Consider the following 13,143-nt stretch of genomic DNA (forward strand, 5'->3'; position numbering starts at 1 on the left):
ATGCCGAATCCTCCTGCAGTCCCGAGCACGCCTGGCCCTGAGCTTCAGCGTGGCGAGCTTGCGCCCGCGGCGGCCCCGGGCCTGTCATCGCCTGCCTTCTCGCCGCTGTATCGCCAGATCAAGGGTCTGATCATCCAGCGACTGCAGGCGGGGGCCTGGAAGGCCGGCGAGGCCATTCCCAGCGAGATGGAGCTCGCGGCCAGTTTCGGCGTCAGCCAGGGGACGGTCCGTAAGGCTATTGACGAACTTGCGGCAGAGAATCTGCTGGTGCGCCGCCAGGGCAAGGGTACTTTCGTCGCCACGCATGCGGAGCAGAAGCAGCAGTACCGCTTCTTGCGCCTCATGCCTGACGAAAGCCAGGACCCCGGCCTGGGCCGCCAGCTGCTGGACTGCCGGCGCCAGCGTGCGCCGGCCTGGATCGCCCGTCAGCTGCAGATGCGTGCGGGCGATGCCATGGTCGAGGTGCGCCGCCTGCTGCACAGCAAGGGCCGGCCGGTGGTGCTGGATGACATCTGGCTGCCGGGCAGTCTGTTCAAGGGTTTGACGACCGAGCTGCTGAACCAGCACCGCGGTCCGTTCTATGGTTTGTTTGAGTCCGAGTTTGGGGTGCAGATGATCCGTGCCCAGGAAAAGATCCGTGCCGTGGCGGCCGATGAAGAGGTTGCCGCGCTTCTGCAGGTGGAAGTCGGTGCGCCGCTGCTGAGCGTGGAGCGCCTGTCCTTTACCTATGGCGATCGCCCGGTGGAGCTGCGCCGGGGCCTCTACAACACCTCCACGCACTTCTATCGCAACGATCTGAACTGACGCCCTCTCAAAGAAAGAAGCCCGTGGCAGTGAAAGGCAAGGCCTGACCCTGTTGCGTTGCAATAAAATCCTCAGGTTTCACATTGATTACAAAAGGTCGGGTATGACGGACATCTCCTCCTCCACGACGACAAAGCAACGGCCGGTCTACCGCAACATCAACATCTTCACCGATGTGCGGACGTACCGACTGCCCGCGGCGGGTTTCGTCTCCATCCTGCATCGCATCAGCGGCCTGCTGATGTTCCTGCTGCTGCCCTTCGTCATCTGGATGCTGGACACCAGCCTGAGCACCGAGATCTCCTTCGACGTGTTCAAGAACGCCTTCGTGGCCGGCCTGGGGCCCGTGCCCGGCGTGCTGGTCAAGCTGGTGACGCTGGCCCTGATCTGGGGCTATCTGCATCACTTCATCGCCGGCGTTCGCCACCTCTGGATGGATGCCACCCACAGCGTGAGCAAGGAGCAGGGCCGTTCCAGCGCCGTGCTGACCCTGTCGCTGTCCGTGCTGCTGACGCTGGTGCTCGGCGCCAAGCTCTTCGGCCTGTACTGAAGGCCTGACCTGGATTGAGGTGCAAAGAATGAGTACTTACGGAACCAAGCGCATCGTCAGCGGTGCGCACTATGGCCTGCGTGACTGGATGGCCCAGCGCGCAACGGCTGTGCTGATGGCCCTGTTCACCATCGTGCTGCTGGCCCAGATCCTGTTCACCAAGCAGCCCATGGGCTACGAGCTGTGGTCGGGCATCTTCTCCCAGCAATGGATGAAGTTCGTGACCTTCGCGACCATCATCTCCCTGGCGTACCACGCCTGGGTGGGTGTTCGCGACATCTGGATGGACTACGTGCCGGCCGTGGGCATCCGCCTGGCCCTGCATGTGTTCACCCTGGTCTGGTTGGTGGGTTGCGCGGGTTGGGCGATCCAAGTCCTCTGGAGGCTGTAAAAAATGCAAGTTGGAAGCTCGCTCGCAAAGCGCAAGTTCGATGTGGTGATCGTGGGTGCCGGTGGTTCCGGCATGCGCGCCTCGCTGCAACTCTCCCTGGCCGGCCTGAACGTGGCCGTGCTGTCCAAGGTCTTCCCGACCCGTTCGCACACCGTGGCTGCCCAGGGTGGCATCGGTGCCTCGCTGGGCAATATGTCGGAAGACAACTGGCACTACCACTTCTTCGACACCGTCAAGGGCTCGGACTGGCTGGGTGACCAGGACGCCATCGAGTTCATGTGCCGCGAGGCCCCGAAGGTCGTGTACGAACTCGAGCACTTCGGCATGCCCTTCGACCGCAACCCGGACGGCACCATCTACCAGCGCCCCTTCGGCGGCCACACCGCCAACTACGGCGAGAAGCCCGTGCAGCGCGCCTGCGCAGCGGCCGACCGCACTGGCCACGCCCTGCTGCACACCCTGTACCAGCAGAACGTCAAGGCCAAGACGCAGTTCTTCGTGGAGTGGATGGCCCTGGATGTCATCCGCGACGCCGAGGGCGACGTGGTCGGCGTGACCGCGCTGGAGATGGAGACCGGCGAGGTCCACATCCTGCAGGCCAAGACCGTGCTGATGGCCACCGGCGGTGCCGGCCGCATCTACGCGGCCTCCACCAACGCCTTCATCAACACCGGTGACGGCCTGGGCATGGCGGCACGTGCTGGCATCCCGCTGGAAGACATGGAGTTCTGGCAGTTCCACCCCACCGGCGTGGCTGGTGCGGGCGTGCTGCTGACCGAAGGCTGCCGCGGCGAGGGCGCCATCCTGCGCAACGCCAACGGCGAGCGCTTCATGGAACGCTACGCCCCGACCCTGAAGGACCTGGCCCCGCGTGACTTCGTGTCCCGCTCCATGGACCAGGAAATCAAGGAAGGCCGTGGCTGTGGTCCCAACAAGGACTACGTGCTGCTGGACATGACCCACCTGGGCGCCGAGACGATCATGAAGCGTCTGCCCTCGGTGTTCGAGATCGGCCACAACTTCGCCAACGTCGACATCACCAAGGAACCCATCCCCGTGGTGCCGACCATCCACTACCAGATGGGTGGCATCCCCACCAACATCAACGGTCAGGTGGTCGTGCCCAAGAACGGCAACCCCAACGAGGTCATCAACGGCCTGTACGCGGTGGGCGAGTGCTCCTGCGTCTCGGTGCACGGCGCCAACCGCCTGGGCACCAACTCGCTGTTGGACCTGGTGGTGTTCGGCCGCGCGGCCGGCAAGCACATCGTCGAGTTCAACCTCAAGAACCGCGAGCACAAGCCCCTGCCCAAGGACGCCGCCGACCAGACCCTGGCCCGCCTGGCGCGCCTGGAGTCGGCCTCCAATGGCGAATACGCCCAGGACGTGGCCAACGACATCCGCTCGACCATGCAGAAGCACGCCGGCGTGTTCCGCACCCAGGCCGTGATGGACGAGGGCGTCAAGAAGATCCTGGAAGTCGCCGAGCGCGTGAAGCACATCGGCCTGAAGGACAAGTCCAAGGTCTTCAACACCGCCCGTGTGGAGGCGCTGGAAGTCGAGAACCTGATCGAGGCCGCCAAGGCCACGATGACCTCGGCCGCCGCCCGTCCGGAATCCCGTGGTGCCCACGCCCACGACGACTTCCCCAACCGCGACGACGCGAACTGGATGAAGCACACCCTGTGGTACTCCGAAGGCAATCGCCTGGACTACAAGCCGGTCAAGCTGACCCCGCTGACCGTGGAATCTGTGCCGCCCAAGGTGCGTACCTTCTGAGGACAAGAACATGAGCCAAAAACGTACCTTCCAGATCTACCGCTACGACCCGGACAAGGACGCCAAGCCCTACATGCAGACCCTCGAGATCGAGCTCGAGGGCAACGAACGCATGCTGCTGGACGCGCTGATCAAGCTCAAGGCCGTGGACCCCACGCTGAGCTTCCGCCGCTCCTGCCGAGAGGGCGTCTGCGGTTCCGATGCCATGAACATCAATGGCAAGAACGGCCTGGCCTGCCTGACCAATATGCGCTCGCTGCCGCAGGTGGTGGTGCTCAAGCCCTTGCCTGGCCTGCCCGTGGTCCGCGACCTGATCGTGGACATGACGCAGTTCTTCAAGCAGTACCACTCCATCAAGCCCTATCTGGTGAACGACACGCCGCTGCCCGACAAGGAGCGCCTGCAGTCGCCGGTGGAACGCGAGGAACTGGACGGCCTGTACGAGTGCATCCTGTGCGCCAGCTGCTCCACGAGCTGTCCCAGCTTCTGGTGGAACCCCGACAAGTTCGTGGGCCCCGCCGGTCTGCTGCAGGCCTACCGCTTCATCGCGGACAGCCGTGACCAGGCCACCGCGGAGCGCCTCGACAACCTCGAGGACCCGTACCGCCTGTTCCGCTGCCACACCATCATGAACTGCGTGGACGTCTGCCCCAAGGGCCTGAACCCCACCAAGGCCATCGGCAAGATCAAGGAGCTGATGGTGCGTCGCGCCGTCTGATGCTCGGACCCGCCCTGGACACTTTGCAAAGGCCCTCATCCGTGACAACCTTGTCCGATGCCCTCATCGACGAGAGAGCTCTCTCCAAACTGAAGTGGCGCTGCCGCCGCGGACTGCTGGAGAATGACCTCTTCATTGAGCGGTTCTTCAAGCGCTACGAGTCCAGCCTGACCGAACGTCAGGCCGAAGGCCTGCGCCAGCTGATGGACCTGTCGGACAACGATCTGATGGACCTCCTGCTGGCGCGCAAGGAACCCGAGGGCGAGTCGGTCACGCCCGAACTGCTGGAGGTCCTGGGCATGCTCAGGACTCCCCTCTGATCTGTCAGCGCCGCTGACCTGTTTTTCCAAGAAGTCATAAGGAACGCCCCATGACACCGTCTGACGTCAAAGCCACCCTGTCGTTCTCCGACGGCAGCCCCAGCATGGATCTGCCCATCTACAAGGGCTCCGTGGGTCCCGATGTGATCGACATCCGCAAGCTCTACGGCCAGACGGGCAAGTTCACCTATGACCCGGGCTTCCTGTCGACCGCCTCCTGCAACTCGACCATCACCTACATCGATGGCGACAAGGGTGAGCTGCTGTACCGCGGCTATCCCATCGAGCAACTGGCTGTCAACTGCGACTACCTGGAAACCTGCTACCTGCTGCTGAACGGCCAACTGCCCAACGCCGACCAGAAGGCCGAGTTCGAGAACCGCGTGATGCACCACACGATGGTCAACGAGCAGATGCAGTTCTTCCTGCGCGGCTTCCGTCGTGACGCGCACCCGATGGCCGTGATGACCGGCCTGGTGGGCGCGATGTCGGCCTTCTATCACGACAGCACCGACATCAATAACCCCGAGCATCGCGAGATCGCGGCCATCCGCCTGATCGCCAAGATGCCGACCCTGGTCGCGATGGCCTACAAGTACACCATCGGCCAGCCCTACATCTACCCGAAGAACGACCTCTCCTACGCCGGCAACTTCATGCGCATGATGTTCGCCACGCCCTGCGAGGACTACAAGCCCAATGACGTGCTGGTGCGCGCCATGGACCGCATCTTTACGCTGCATGCCGACCACGAGCAGAACGCCTCGACCTCGACGGTGCGCCTGTGCGGCTCCTCGGGCACCAATCCCTTCGCAGCCATCGCCGCCGGCGTGGCCTGCCTGTGGGGCCCGGCTCACGGTGGCGCCAACGAGGCCTGCCTGAACATGCTCAACGACATCCAGCAGATGGGTGGCGTGGCCAAGATCGGGGAGTTCATCAAGCAGGTCAAGGACAAGAGCAGCAACGTCAAGCTGATGGGCTTCGGCCACCGGGTCTACAAGAACTACGACCCGCGCGCCAAGCTGATGCGCGAGACCTGCCACGAAGTCCTAGGCGAGCTGGGCCTGCACAACGACCCGCTGTTCAAGCTGGCCATGGAGCTGGAGAAGATCGCGCTGGAAGACGAATACTTCGTTGCCCGCAAGCTCTACCCGAACGTGGACTTCTACTCGGGCATCGTGCAGCGCGCCATCGGCATCCCCGTGCCTCTGTTCACCGCCATCTTTGCACTGGCCCGCACCGTGGGATGGATCGCCCAGCTGAACGAGATGATCGCCGACCCCGAATACAAGATCGGCCGTCCGCGCCAGCTCTTCGTGGGCGCCACGCCCCGCGACGTGAAGCCCATCGCCGAGCGTTGATCCTTCGTCCCGGCCGGCTGGAGTCGGCCTGGGTGAATGACTGGAAGCCCCGTTGCAGTAATGTGCGGGGCTTTTGCTTTGTGGTGCTTGGTCTTGGCGGGGGGAGGCGTGGAGCGCTCCCGGGCGGCCCCCTGCGCTCCCCGGTTGGGTGCAAGGCGCCCGGCCGGAGCGGCGTCACCGCCGAGCCGAGCCACCGGGTGACGGGCAGGCGTGGCCGGGCGCTGAGGCTGCCGGGGCCCGCCTCCCCCAGCGCAGGCCTGGGGCAGGGCGTTCGCGCTATGCTGGCTGAATGAGTCGATCGCCCATTCTTGATCCGCGTGCCGTGCCGGTGAGCTCCCGGGATGTGGGGCTGCCGGCGGTGCCGGCCGAAACCCTGACGGCGCAGGCCTTGCGCGCCCGCTTCCGTGCGCCGCCCGACTGGTCGCCGGAGCTGCCGGGCGACGGCGGGATGCTGAGCCAGCGTGAGCCGGCCTCGGCGGCGGTGCTGGTGCCCCTGGTGCAGCGCCCCGAGGGCCTGCAGGTGCTGCTGACCCAGCGCACAGCCCATCTGCGGGACCACGCCGGCCAGATCAGCTTCCCTGGCGGGCGTACCGAGCCGGAGGACGCCGACGCTGTCGCCACCGCCCTGCGCGAGGCCCAGGAGGAGATCGGCCTGCATCCGAGCCATGTGGAGGTGCTGGGCCAACTGCCCATCTACCGCACGGTGACGGCCTTCATGGTGCACCCCGTCGTGGCCCTGGTACAGCCCGACTTCAGCCTGGCGCTGGACGAGTTCGAGGTGGCCGAGGCCTTCGAGGTGCCGCTGGCCTTCTTGATGGATCCGGCCCGCCATCAGCGCCACGTCTTCCGCTGGCAGGAGGGGGAGCGGCAGTTCCTGTCCATGCCCTGGACGGGGTCAGATCTTGCCGGGGTGTCGCGCGAGTACTTCATCTGGGGCGCGACGGCTGCCATGCTGCGCAACTTCTACCGGTTCCTCTCGGCCTGAGGGGCGCAGGGCCGCTATCATGCGGGCCCATGAACTTCTTCGCCGTCCTGCTGGCCCTGATCTGTGAGCAGCTCAAGCCGCTGCCGCATGGCAATGCCGTGCATGAGGGCGTGATCAGCTGGGTGCGCTGGACGGGCCGCAACTTCGACGCCGGCAAGGAACGCCACGCCCTGGTCGTCTGGGGCATCACGGTGCTGGGCCCCGCGCTGCTGGCTGCGGCGCTCTACGGCCTGGTGCGGCATTTCACGGTGCTGGGTGCGCTGGCCCTGGACGTGCTGGTGCTGTACCTGACCCTGGGCTTCCGCCAGTTCAGCCACTACTTCACTGACATCCGCGACGCCCTGGAGCGTGCCGACGAGCTGGAGGCACGCCGGCTGCTGGCTGAATGGCGGCACCTGGATGCCAGTGAACTTCCCCGCACGGAGCTGCTGCGCCATGTGGTCGAACATTCGCTGCTGGCCGCGCATCGCCACGTCTTCGGTGTGTTCTTCTGGTTCATCGTGCTGTCCACCGTGGGCCTGGGACCTGCGGGTGCCATCCTGTACCGCATGGCTGAATTTGCCAGCCGCTACTGGGCCTTCAAGAGCCGCACCATCGACGCCCCCACCAACGAGCGCCTGATGGAGATCTCCCGCCAGTTCTTCGGCTGGGTGGACTACGTGCCCGCCCGCCTGACCGCCACCGGCTTTGCCATCGTCGGCAACTTCGAGGAAGCGGTGAACGGCTGGCGGCGTGACGCCGGCCTGTGGATGCACCCGAACGAGGGCATCATCCTGGCCTCGGCCGCCGGTGCCTTGGGCGTGCAACTGGGCGGCTCGGCCGCACCGGGCGTCACCCCGGACCGCAGCAAGACCTTCGAGGCCGGCGGTGACATGGACGCCACCCGCGCCGAAGGCTCCACCCCCGGCATGCCGCCAGCCCTGGGTCATCTGCAGAGCGTGGTGGGCCTGGTCTGGCGCTCCGTGGTGCTGTGGATGTTCCTGCTGGCCCTGCTGACGCTGGCCAATCTGCTGGGCTGATCAGCCGGCTGAGCGCCCGCGGGTGCCTCGTCGCTGAATCGTCCGGAGCGCCTCAGACCTCGCGAACGTCTGCGATCACCTGCTCCCCGAAATCCGGCCGCGCCAGGTAGCGCAGCACGGCCGTGGCCGTCTGGGCCGGGCTGCTGAGCTGCTGATCGGCCTTCAGGGCGCTGAACCGAGGCTGGTCCGGGAGTACGGTGGGGGCAGCGCTTCGCAGCTGCTGCTGCATGTCGGTGTCGATGACGCCCGGCGCCAGGGATACGATGCGGGCCGCCTTCAGGCCCAGACTGGCCCGATGCGCCTCATCGAGGGCCATTGCGCGGGAGAGGTGGTCCAGCGCCGCCTTGGCTGCGCAGTAGGCCGCCGTACCGGCCATGGCACGACGCCCGAGGCCGGAGGAGATGTTCAGCACGCGCAGTTCGCCCGGCGCTAGGCGGCAGGCGTCCAGGAAGGCCGCGCTGAGCAGCAGCGCCGCCTCCGCACTCACGCGCAGGGCGCTGGACAGCTCGGCCAGGGGCGTGTCCTGCACGGCGCCCGGGTGGGTCACAACGCCGGCATTGTTGATCAGGGTGAGGGTGTCGAAGCGCTCCAGGGGCTGGGCCTGCAGCCACTGCTTCAGGGCCTGGGCCACGGGCAGGGGCTGGGCGAGGTCCTGGCGCCATTGCTGCAGCACACTGCCGGTGGAGGCGGCCAGGCCGTAGAGCGATTCGTTGTCCCGCCGGGCAATGCCCAGGACCTGGTGTTCGGGGCTTGCGAGCAGTTCGCGAGCCAGGGCCAGGCCCAGGCCGCGCGAGCTGCCACTGAGGATGTAGAGGTGGCGCTTGGGGCTGTTCATGCCTGCATTCTCGCGCTGGATTGCATCGGATGGCAGCGGGCTGGGCGCTCAGAACGGGGGAGGGCTCTGCAGCAGCAGCGCCGGCGCCTCGCCCATGTCGGGCAGGCCCAACTGCCAGGCGTGCAGCAGCAGGCGCGGGGCGGCTTGCTGCAGGGCTGGCGGCGCATAGAGCGCGTCGCCGAGGATGGGGTGGCCGATGGCCAGGCAGTGCACACGCAGCTGGTGCGATCGCCCGGTCAGCGGGAGCAGCGCGACGCGCGTCTGCTGCCGAGCGCTGTCGCGCTCCAGAACCCGCAGCAGGGTCTGCGAGGGTTTGCCGCGCTGATGGCAGACCATCTGCCGCGGGCGGTTCGGCCAGTCGGTGAGCAGGGGCAGGTCGATGGCCTGCTCGTCGGCCTCGACGAGGCCGCCCAGCACCGCCACATAGCGCTTCTCGACCCGGCGAGCGGCAAAGGCATCGCCCAGCAAACGCTGCATCTCCTGGCTGCGGGCGAAGACCAGCAGGCCCGAGGTGGCCATGTCCAGGCGGTGCACGACGAGGGCCTCCGGGAATCGTGCCTGCACGCGGCTGGCCGCGCAGTCCTTCTTGTCTTCGCCCCGGCCGGGCACGGAGAGCAGGCCGCTGGGCTTGTCCACCACCACGCAGCCCGGGCTGACGTGGATCCAGCCCAGCCGCAGGGTCTCAGGTGCCGGTGGGGGCGGCAGTGCGTGCGGGGGGGCAGGCGCGGCGCTCAGAACTGCTCCACCCAGCCGCTCTGCACGGCGGACTGGGGGTTGGAGCCGGCCTTGCGCACGCGCTGCAGTGCCTCGTCCACCTCCATGCCCAGGCCTTTGAGCACACAGGCTGCCACGGTGCCTGTGCGGCCGATGCCGGCGGCGCAGTGCAGCAGCACGCGGTCGCCCACGCGCAGGCTGTGGATCAGCGTCTCCACGCCCTGGCGGAAGACCTCGGGGTTGCTGCCCAGGCCGAAGTCGCGCATGGGCAAGTGCTGCCAGCGGAAGGGCAGGCGGCCCTCGCTGACGGCCTTGTGGTACAGCGGGGAGAGCTGCGCCACTTCGTCCATCGGATTGAGGCAGCTGACCAGACTCAGCTGGCGCAGTCTCGCCTCATCGAGAAAGGCTCCCCAGGGCTCCAGCCGGCCGGGCATGGACTGCAGCCAGAGCCGGCCGCTGATGTCAGCAGGGAGTTCGAGTGCACGGAATGCCATGGGGGGATTGTGCCTTCGGTGCCTGCCGATGTCAGCGGCGCTTGCGTGGTTAATAAACGTTTTGTTGATTAATTGAAGCGCTGCCCGCATCATGCCGCCATGACGAATCGACAGCCCTGCGCAGCAGTCCCCGCCCCATGAGCGCCGCACTGAATTCGCCCCTTCCGCAGCCCGAAGCCTCGCAGATCCGCCATCCCTATTGGGTGTTGGGCGCTGTCTGCGCACTGGCCCTGATGAGCACGGTCGGCGTGTCCATGCCCTATCCCATCCTGGCCCCCATCTTTGTCGATGGTCCGCCGGATGCCTTCACCCACTTCCTGGGCCTCGACCCCAAGCTGCTGATGGGCCTGGCCCTGGCAGTCAACCCGCTGGGCATCCTGCTGGGCAGCCTTTTCATCGGCCCGCTGTCTGACCGCTTCGGCCGCCGTGCCACCCTCAACGTCACGTTGACGGCCACGCTGCTGGGCTATCTGCTGACGGCCTATGCCCTGCACCAGCGCTGGTTCCTGGTTTTTGTGCTGGCACGCTTCCTGACGGGCATCACGGAGGGCAATGTGGCCGTGGCCCGTGCCTTGGTGGCCGACCTGCACGGCCAGATCGACCGCACCCGGGGCCTGGCATGGCTCAATGCCTGTCTCTACGCGGGCTGGCTGCTGGGGCCGCTGGCCGGCGGGCTGACGCTGGGCCTGGGCGAGCCCGTGCCCTTCCTGCTGGCCGGCCTGGCCATGCTGCCCTGCCTGCTGATCCTGGGGGCGGGTGTGCCCGCGGGCAAGCGAGTGGCCGGGCCCTTGCGCCTGCTGCAGTCCATGCGCGAGCAGCAGGCCCTGGGGCTGCTGCGCGAGGACCCGGTGCTGGCTCGCCTGGCGCTGCTGCAGTTCCTCTACACCGTGGGCGTGACGGCCCTCTACGAATTCGCGCCGCTGTGGATGCTGGAGCAGGCCGGGCTCGACAGCCGCGGCATTGCCTACGTCACTGCGGCCCAGTGCGCCACCATGACCCTGGCCAGCGTGATGGCAGGGCGCTTCGGCAGCGGGCGGCGTCAGCACCCGCTGCGCGACGCCGCCTGGCTGGCCCTGGCCGCAGCCCTGGGGCTGAGCCTGCTGGCGGTGCTGCCGTCCACGCCGGGCCTGCTCATGATCGCCTTCCTGGGCCTGCCGCTGGCGCTTTACAACGCCGTCATGCCTGCCTGGATGTCCGAGCGCTTCGCCAGCCATGGCCAGGGCCGGGTGATGGGCCTGCTGTCCACCATCTTCTGCCTGGCCAATGTGGTGGTGGCCCTGCTGGGGTCAGGTCTTGCCCTGCTGTCCTCGCGCTGGATCATGGGCCTGGGCGGTCTGACCTGTGTGCTGGCGGCCTGGCAGCTGGTGGCGCTGGCGCGGGCGGAGCACCGGCGAGCAGTCCGGCAAGAGGGCCAGGCATGAAGACCGAAGCCCGCCAACGCCTGCTACAGCAGCTCAAGAGCGGCGGCCCACAGACGGCGGCCGGGCTGGCCGAGGTCCTGGGCCTCAGCGCCATGGGCGCCCACAAACAGCTGCAGCAACTGGCCGACGAAGGCCTGCTGCAGTGGCAGGACGAGGCGGGCGCTGTCGGCCGGCCGCGGAGGGTCTGGCGGCTCAGTGCTGCGGGCCATGCCGAGTTTCCGGACCGCCATGGCGAACTCACGGTCCAGCTGATCCGGCAGATCCGCAGCCTGCTGGGCGAGCCCGCGCTGGAGCGCCTGATCGACGCCCGCGAGCAGGACAGCGAACGCCGCTACCAGGCTGCACTGGCCGGCAAGCGCACCCTGCGCAGTGCCCTGGCGGCGCTGGCCGCCGAGCGTGAGCGGGAGGGCTATATGGCGCGGGTCGAGCGGATGGGGGCGGACTGGCTTTTAATCGAGGACCATTGCCCCATCTGCGCCGCGGCCCAGGCCTGCCAGGGCTTCTGTCGTTCGGAGCTGGCCCTGTTCCAACGCTGCCTGGCGCCCTGGGGGCAGGTGCAGCGCACCGAGCATCAACTGGCGGGCGCGCGGCGCTGCGCCTACCGCGTCAGTCCGCACCCCTGAGCACGGAACGCAGCCAGGGATCCAGCTGCAGCAGCTCCTGGGCCAGCGCCTCGCGCGCCTGTGTTGCGGCCTGGGCGCAGCGCTGCTCCCACTGCTGCCGTTGCATCTCCAGCTCGCGGATGCGGGCCTGCGTCTGCGGCCCGTCCATGGCGCGCAGACTGCGCAGGGCCTGGCGCAGCACCGAGCCGTGCAACTGCACATTGATCTGCAGATCGGGCTCGGCCAGCAGCAGGGCCAGCAGATGCCAGGCCTCGGCATGGCGGCCCCGGCGGTTCAGCAGGTCGGCCAGGGTTTCCTCGGCAGACCAGCGCCAGTAGCGCGTCCGGTCATCGACGGACCATTGCGCCAGCAGTTGGTTCAGCAGGACCTCGGCCTCGTCCAGCCGATGCAGCAGCACCAGCAGGTGGGCCACGGCCAGCTTCAGTACTCCCTGAAAGACGGCATGCAGCCGGCCATCCTGGGCCAGGGAGCGGGCGCCACCCAACTGGCGCTCGGCGCGGCGCAGGGCGAGGCGGGCCATCACCCGACCTTCCTCGTCGCCGCGGTCCAGGGCCTGCTCGTGGGCGGCGGCCATGGAGACCAGCAGATTGGTGTAGGCCCGCATGCGATCGGCGCTGTCGATGGATTCGCGAGCCAGGGACAGGGCCCGCATGTGCAGCAGCTCAGCCTGGTCCAGCTCGCCCAGCCGCGCATGGACATGGCCCAGGCAGCTCAGGCAGGCAGAAAGTGGCTCATGCAGCTGCTCTCGCTCCAGGTAGTGCACCGAGGCCCGGGCCAGGGGCAGCGCTTCGGCGGCCAGACCGAACTCGCACAGGGCCAGGGCAGCCTGGCGCAGGGCATGTGGCAGGGCGGTGGACGTCGGGCCGCCGCTGAGCGCGACGGCGGCCGCCAGGGCCTGGCGGCAGCTGCCCAACAGGTCGCCCGTCTGCCAGGACTGGATGGCCTGGGCCAGAAGGGCTTCGCCCGAAGCCGGACTGGCGGGGGCGACCGGGGCCGCGCGAGGGGGCTCGGCCGGGCCGGCTCCGGGGTACTGCGGGTACTGCGGGGACTGCATGCCCGGACTCTATGCCAAATCCTTGGCGCCTCGCTCCCGGGATTCACCGCTAGACTGGGGCGGGAACCCTAATGC

General features: G+C 67.5%; 15 protein-coding genes. 11 read left to right on the forward strand and 4 right to left on the reverse strand.

Translation table 11 applies throughout. The annotated features are described in order from the left end of the window. The 9 genes from H5407_RS02740 (at nucleotide 1) to H5407_RS02780 (ending at nucleotide 7,927) form a co-directional block, all read left to right on the forward strand. Nucleotides 1-804: a GntR family transcriptional regulator gene (locus H5407_RS02740; protein ID WP_183102873.1), complete on the forward strand. Its 804-nt coding sequence runs from the start codon at nucleotides 1-3 to the stop codon at nucleotides 802-804. A gap of 103 nt (nucleotides 805-907) precedes the next feature. Continuing rightward, nucleotides 908-1,354 carry a succinate dehydrogenase, cytochrome b556 subunit gene (sdhC, locus tag H5407_RS02745; RefSeq protein WP_183102874.1) on the forward strand — a complete coding sequence of 149 codons (447 nt, stop codon included), beginning with the start codon at nucleotides 908-910 and terminating at the stop codon, nucleotides 1,352-1,354. A 28-nt stretch (nucleotides 1,355-1,382) separates the two neighbouring features. Further along, on the forward strand, nucleotides 1,383-1,745 hold the full coding sequence (gene sdhD / locus H5407_RS02750) for a succinate dehydrogenase, hydrophobic membrane anchor protein (RefSeq protein ID WP_183102875.1): 363 nt from the start codon (nucleotides 1,383-1,385) through the stop codon (nucleotides 1,743-1,745). Between the two features lie 3 nt (nucleotides 1,746-1,748). After that, nucleotides 1,749-3,524: a succinate dehydrogenase flavoprotein subunit gene (gene sdhA, locus H5407_RS02755; RefSeq protein ID WP_183102876.1), complete on the forward strand. Its 1,776-nt coding sequence runs from the start codon at nucleotides 1,749-1,751 to the stop codon at nucleotides 3,522-3,524. A gap of 10 nt (nucleotides 3,525-3,534) precedes the next feature. Next, nucleotides 3,535-4,242, forward strand: a complete 708-nt coding sequence (locus H5407_RS02760; RefSeq protein ID WP_183102877.1) for a succinate dehydrogenase iron-sulfur subunit — start codon at nucleotides 3,535-3,537, stop codon at nucleotides 4,240-4,242. A 50-nt stretch (nucleotides 4,243-4,292) separates the two neighbouring features. Beyond that, complete coding sequence (locus H5407_RS02765; RefSeq protein WP_255501042.1) at nucleotides 4,293-4,562, forward strand: succinate dehydrogenase assembly factor 2; 270 nt, start codon at nucleotides 4,293-4,295, stop codon at nucleotides 4,560-4,562. A gap of 50 nt (nucleotides 4,563-4,612) precedes the next feature. Then, nucleotides 4,613-5,923 carry a citrate synthase gene (gene gltA / locus H5407_RS02770; protein ID WP_183102879.1) on the forward strand — a complete coding sequence of 437 codons (1,311 nt, stop codon included), beginning with the start codon at nucleotides 4,613-4,615 and terminating at the stop codon, nucleotides 5,921-5,923. Nucleotides 5,924-6,212: 289 nt separating this feature from the next. Then, complete coding sequence (locus H5407_RS02775; RefSeq protein WP_183102880.1) at nucleotides 6,213-6,908, forward strand: CoA pyrophosphatase; 696 nt, start codon at nucleotides 6,213-6,215, stop codon at nucleotides 6,906-6,908. Nucleotides 6,909-6,937: 29 nt separating this feature from the next. Continuing rightward, nucleotides 6,938-7,927, forward strand: a complete 990-nt coding sequence (locus H5407_RS02780; RefSeq protein WP_183102881.1) for a CobD/CbiB family protein — start codon at nucleotides 6,938-6,940, stop codon at nucleotides 7,925-7,927. A 52-nt stretch (nucleotides 7,928-7,979) separates the two neighbouring features. Here the strand turns inward: H5407_RS02780 and H5407_RS02785 are convergent, their stop codons facing one another. The 3 genes from H5407_RS02785 to H5407_RS02795 all read right to left on the reverse strand — a co-directional run bounded on the left by H5407_RS02785 (nucleotide 7,980) and on the right by H5407_RS02795 (nucleotide 9,970). Then, nucleotides 7,980-8,762: an SDR family NAD(P)-dependent oxidoreductase gene (locus tag H5407_RS02785; RefSeq protein ID WP_183102882.1), complete on the reverse strand. Its 783-nt coding sequence runs from the start codon at nucleotides 8,760-8,762 to the stop codon at nucleotides 7,980-7,982. Nucleotides 8,763-8,810: 48 nt separating this feature from the next. Beyond that, the gene (locus H5407_RS02790) at nucleotides 8,811-9,398 is read right to left on the reverse strand and encodes a pseudouridine synthase (RefSeq protein WP_310737603.1); all 588 of its coding nucleotides are present in this window, start codon (nucleotides 9,396-9,398) and stop codon (nucleotides 8,811-8,813) included. Between the two features lie 95 nt (nucleotides 9,399-9,493). Next, nucleotides 9,494-9,970, reverse strand: coding sequence for a tyrosine-protein phosphatase (locus H5407_RS02795; RefSeq protein WP_183102883.1), 477 nt, complete (start codon nucleotides 9,968-9,970; stop codon nucleotides 9,494-9,496). 137 nt (nucleotides 9,971-10,107) lie between these two features. Between H5407_RS02795 and H5407_RS02800 the strand changes: the two genes are divergently transcribed. Next, complete coding sequence (locus tag H5407_RS02800; protein ID WP_183102884.1) at nucleotides 10,108-11,391, forward strand: MFS transporter; 1,284 nt, start codon at nucleotides 10,108-10,110, stop codon at nucleotides 11,389-11,391. Then, nucleotides 11,388-12,014: a metalloregulator ArsR/SmtB family transcription factor gene (locus H5407_RS02805; protein ID WP_183102885.1), complete on the forward strand. Its 627-nt coding sequence runs from the start codon at nucleotides 11,388-11,390 to the stop codon at nucleotides 12,012-12,014. The genes H5407_RS02800 and H5407_RS02805 overlap by 4 nt, the downstream gene beginning before the upstream one ends. Here H5407_RS02805 and H5407_RS02810 read toward each other — a convergent pair. Then, nucleotides 11,998-13,068, reverse strand: a complete 1,071-nt coding sequence (locus H5407_RS02810; RefSeq protein ID WP_183102886.1) for a hypothetical protein — start codon at nucleotides 13,066-13,068, stop codon at nucleotides 11,998-12,000. The genes H5407_RS02805 and H5407_RS02810 overlap by 17 nt on opposite strands. Nucleotides 13,069-13,143: the final 75 nt, after the last annotated feature.

This window comes from Mitsuaria sp. WAJ17 (assembly GCF_014174515.1).
GTDB lineage: Bacteria > Pseudomonadota > Gammaproteobacteria > Burkholderiales > Burkholderiaceae_C > Roseateles_B.

Excerpts from the sequence above, each read along its gene's own strand:
- sdhA (WP_183102876.1), top strand. The coding sequence starts at position 1,749 with ATGCAAGTTGGAAGCTCGCTCGCAAAGCGCAAGTTCGATGTGGTGATC.
- H5407_RS02805 (WP_183102885.1), top strand. The coding sequence starts at position 11,388 with ATGAAGACCGAAGCCCGCCAACGCCTGCTACAGCAGCTCAAGAGCGGC.
- H5407_RS02760 (WP_183102877.1), top strand. The coding sequence starts at position 3,535 with ATGAGCCAAAAACGTACCTTCCAGATCTACCGCTACGACCCGGACAAG.
- H5407_RS02795 (WP_183102883.1), bottom strand. The coding sequence starts at position 9,970 with ATGGCATTCCGTGCACTCGAACTCCCTGCTGACATCAGCGGCCGGCTC.
- H5407_RS02810 (WP_183102886.1), bottom strand. The coding sequence starts at position 13,068 with ATGCAGTCCCCGCAGTACCCGCAGTACCCCGGAGCCGGCCCGGCCGAG.
- H5407_RS02785 (WP_183102882.1), bottom strand. The coding sequence starts at position 8,762 with ATGAACAGCCCCAAGCGCCACCTCTACATCCTCAGTGGCAGCTCGCGC.
- gltA (WP_183102879.1), top strand. The coding sequence starts at position 4,613 with ATGACACCGTCTGACGTCAAAGCCACCCTGTCGTTCTCCGACGGCAGC.
- sdhD (WP_183102875.1), top strand. The coding sequence starts at position 1,383 with ATGAGTACTTACGGAACCAAGCGCATCGTCAGCGGTGCGCACTATGGC.
- H5407_RS02775 (WP_183102880.1), top strand. The coding sequence starts at position 6,213 with ATGAGTCGATCGCCCATTCTTGATCCGCGTGCCGTGCCGGTGAGCTCC.
- H5407_RS02740 (WP_183102873.1), top strand. The coding sequence starts at position 1 with ATGCCGAATCCTCCTGCAGTCCCGAGCACGCCTGGCCCTGAGCTTCAG.
- H5407_RS02800 (WP_183102884.1), top strand. The coding sequence starts at position 10,108 with ATGAGCGCCGCACTGAATTCGCCCCTTCCGCAGCCCGAAGCCTCGCAG.
- H5407_RS02780 (WP_183102881.1), top strand. The coding sequence starts at position 6,938 with ATGAACTTCTTCGCCGTCCTGCTGGCCCTGATCTGTGAGCAGCTCAAG.
- sdhC (WP_183102874.1), top strand. The coding sequence starts at position 908 with ATGACGGACATCTCCTCCTCCACGACGACAAAGCAACGGCCGGTCTAC.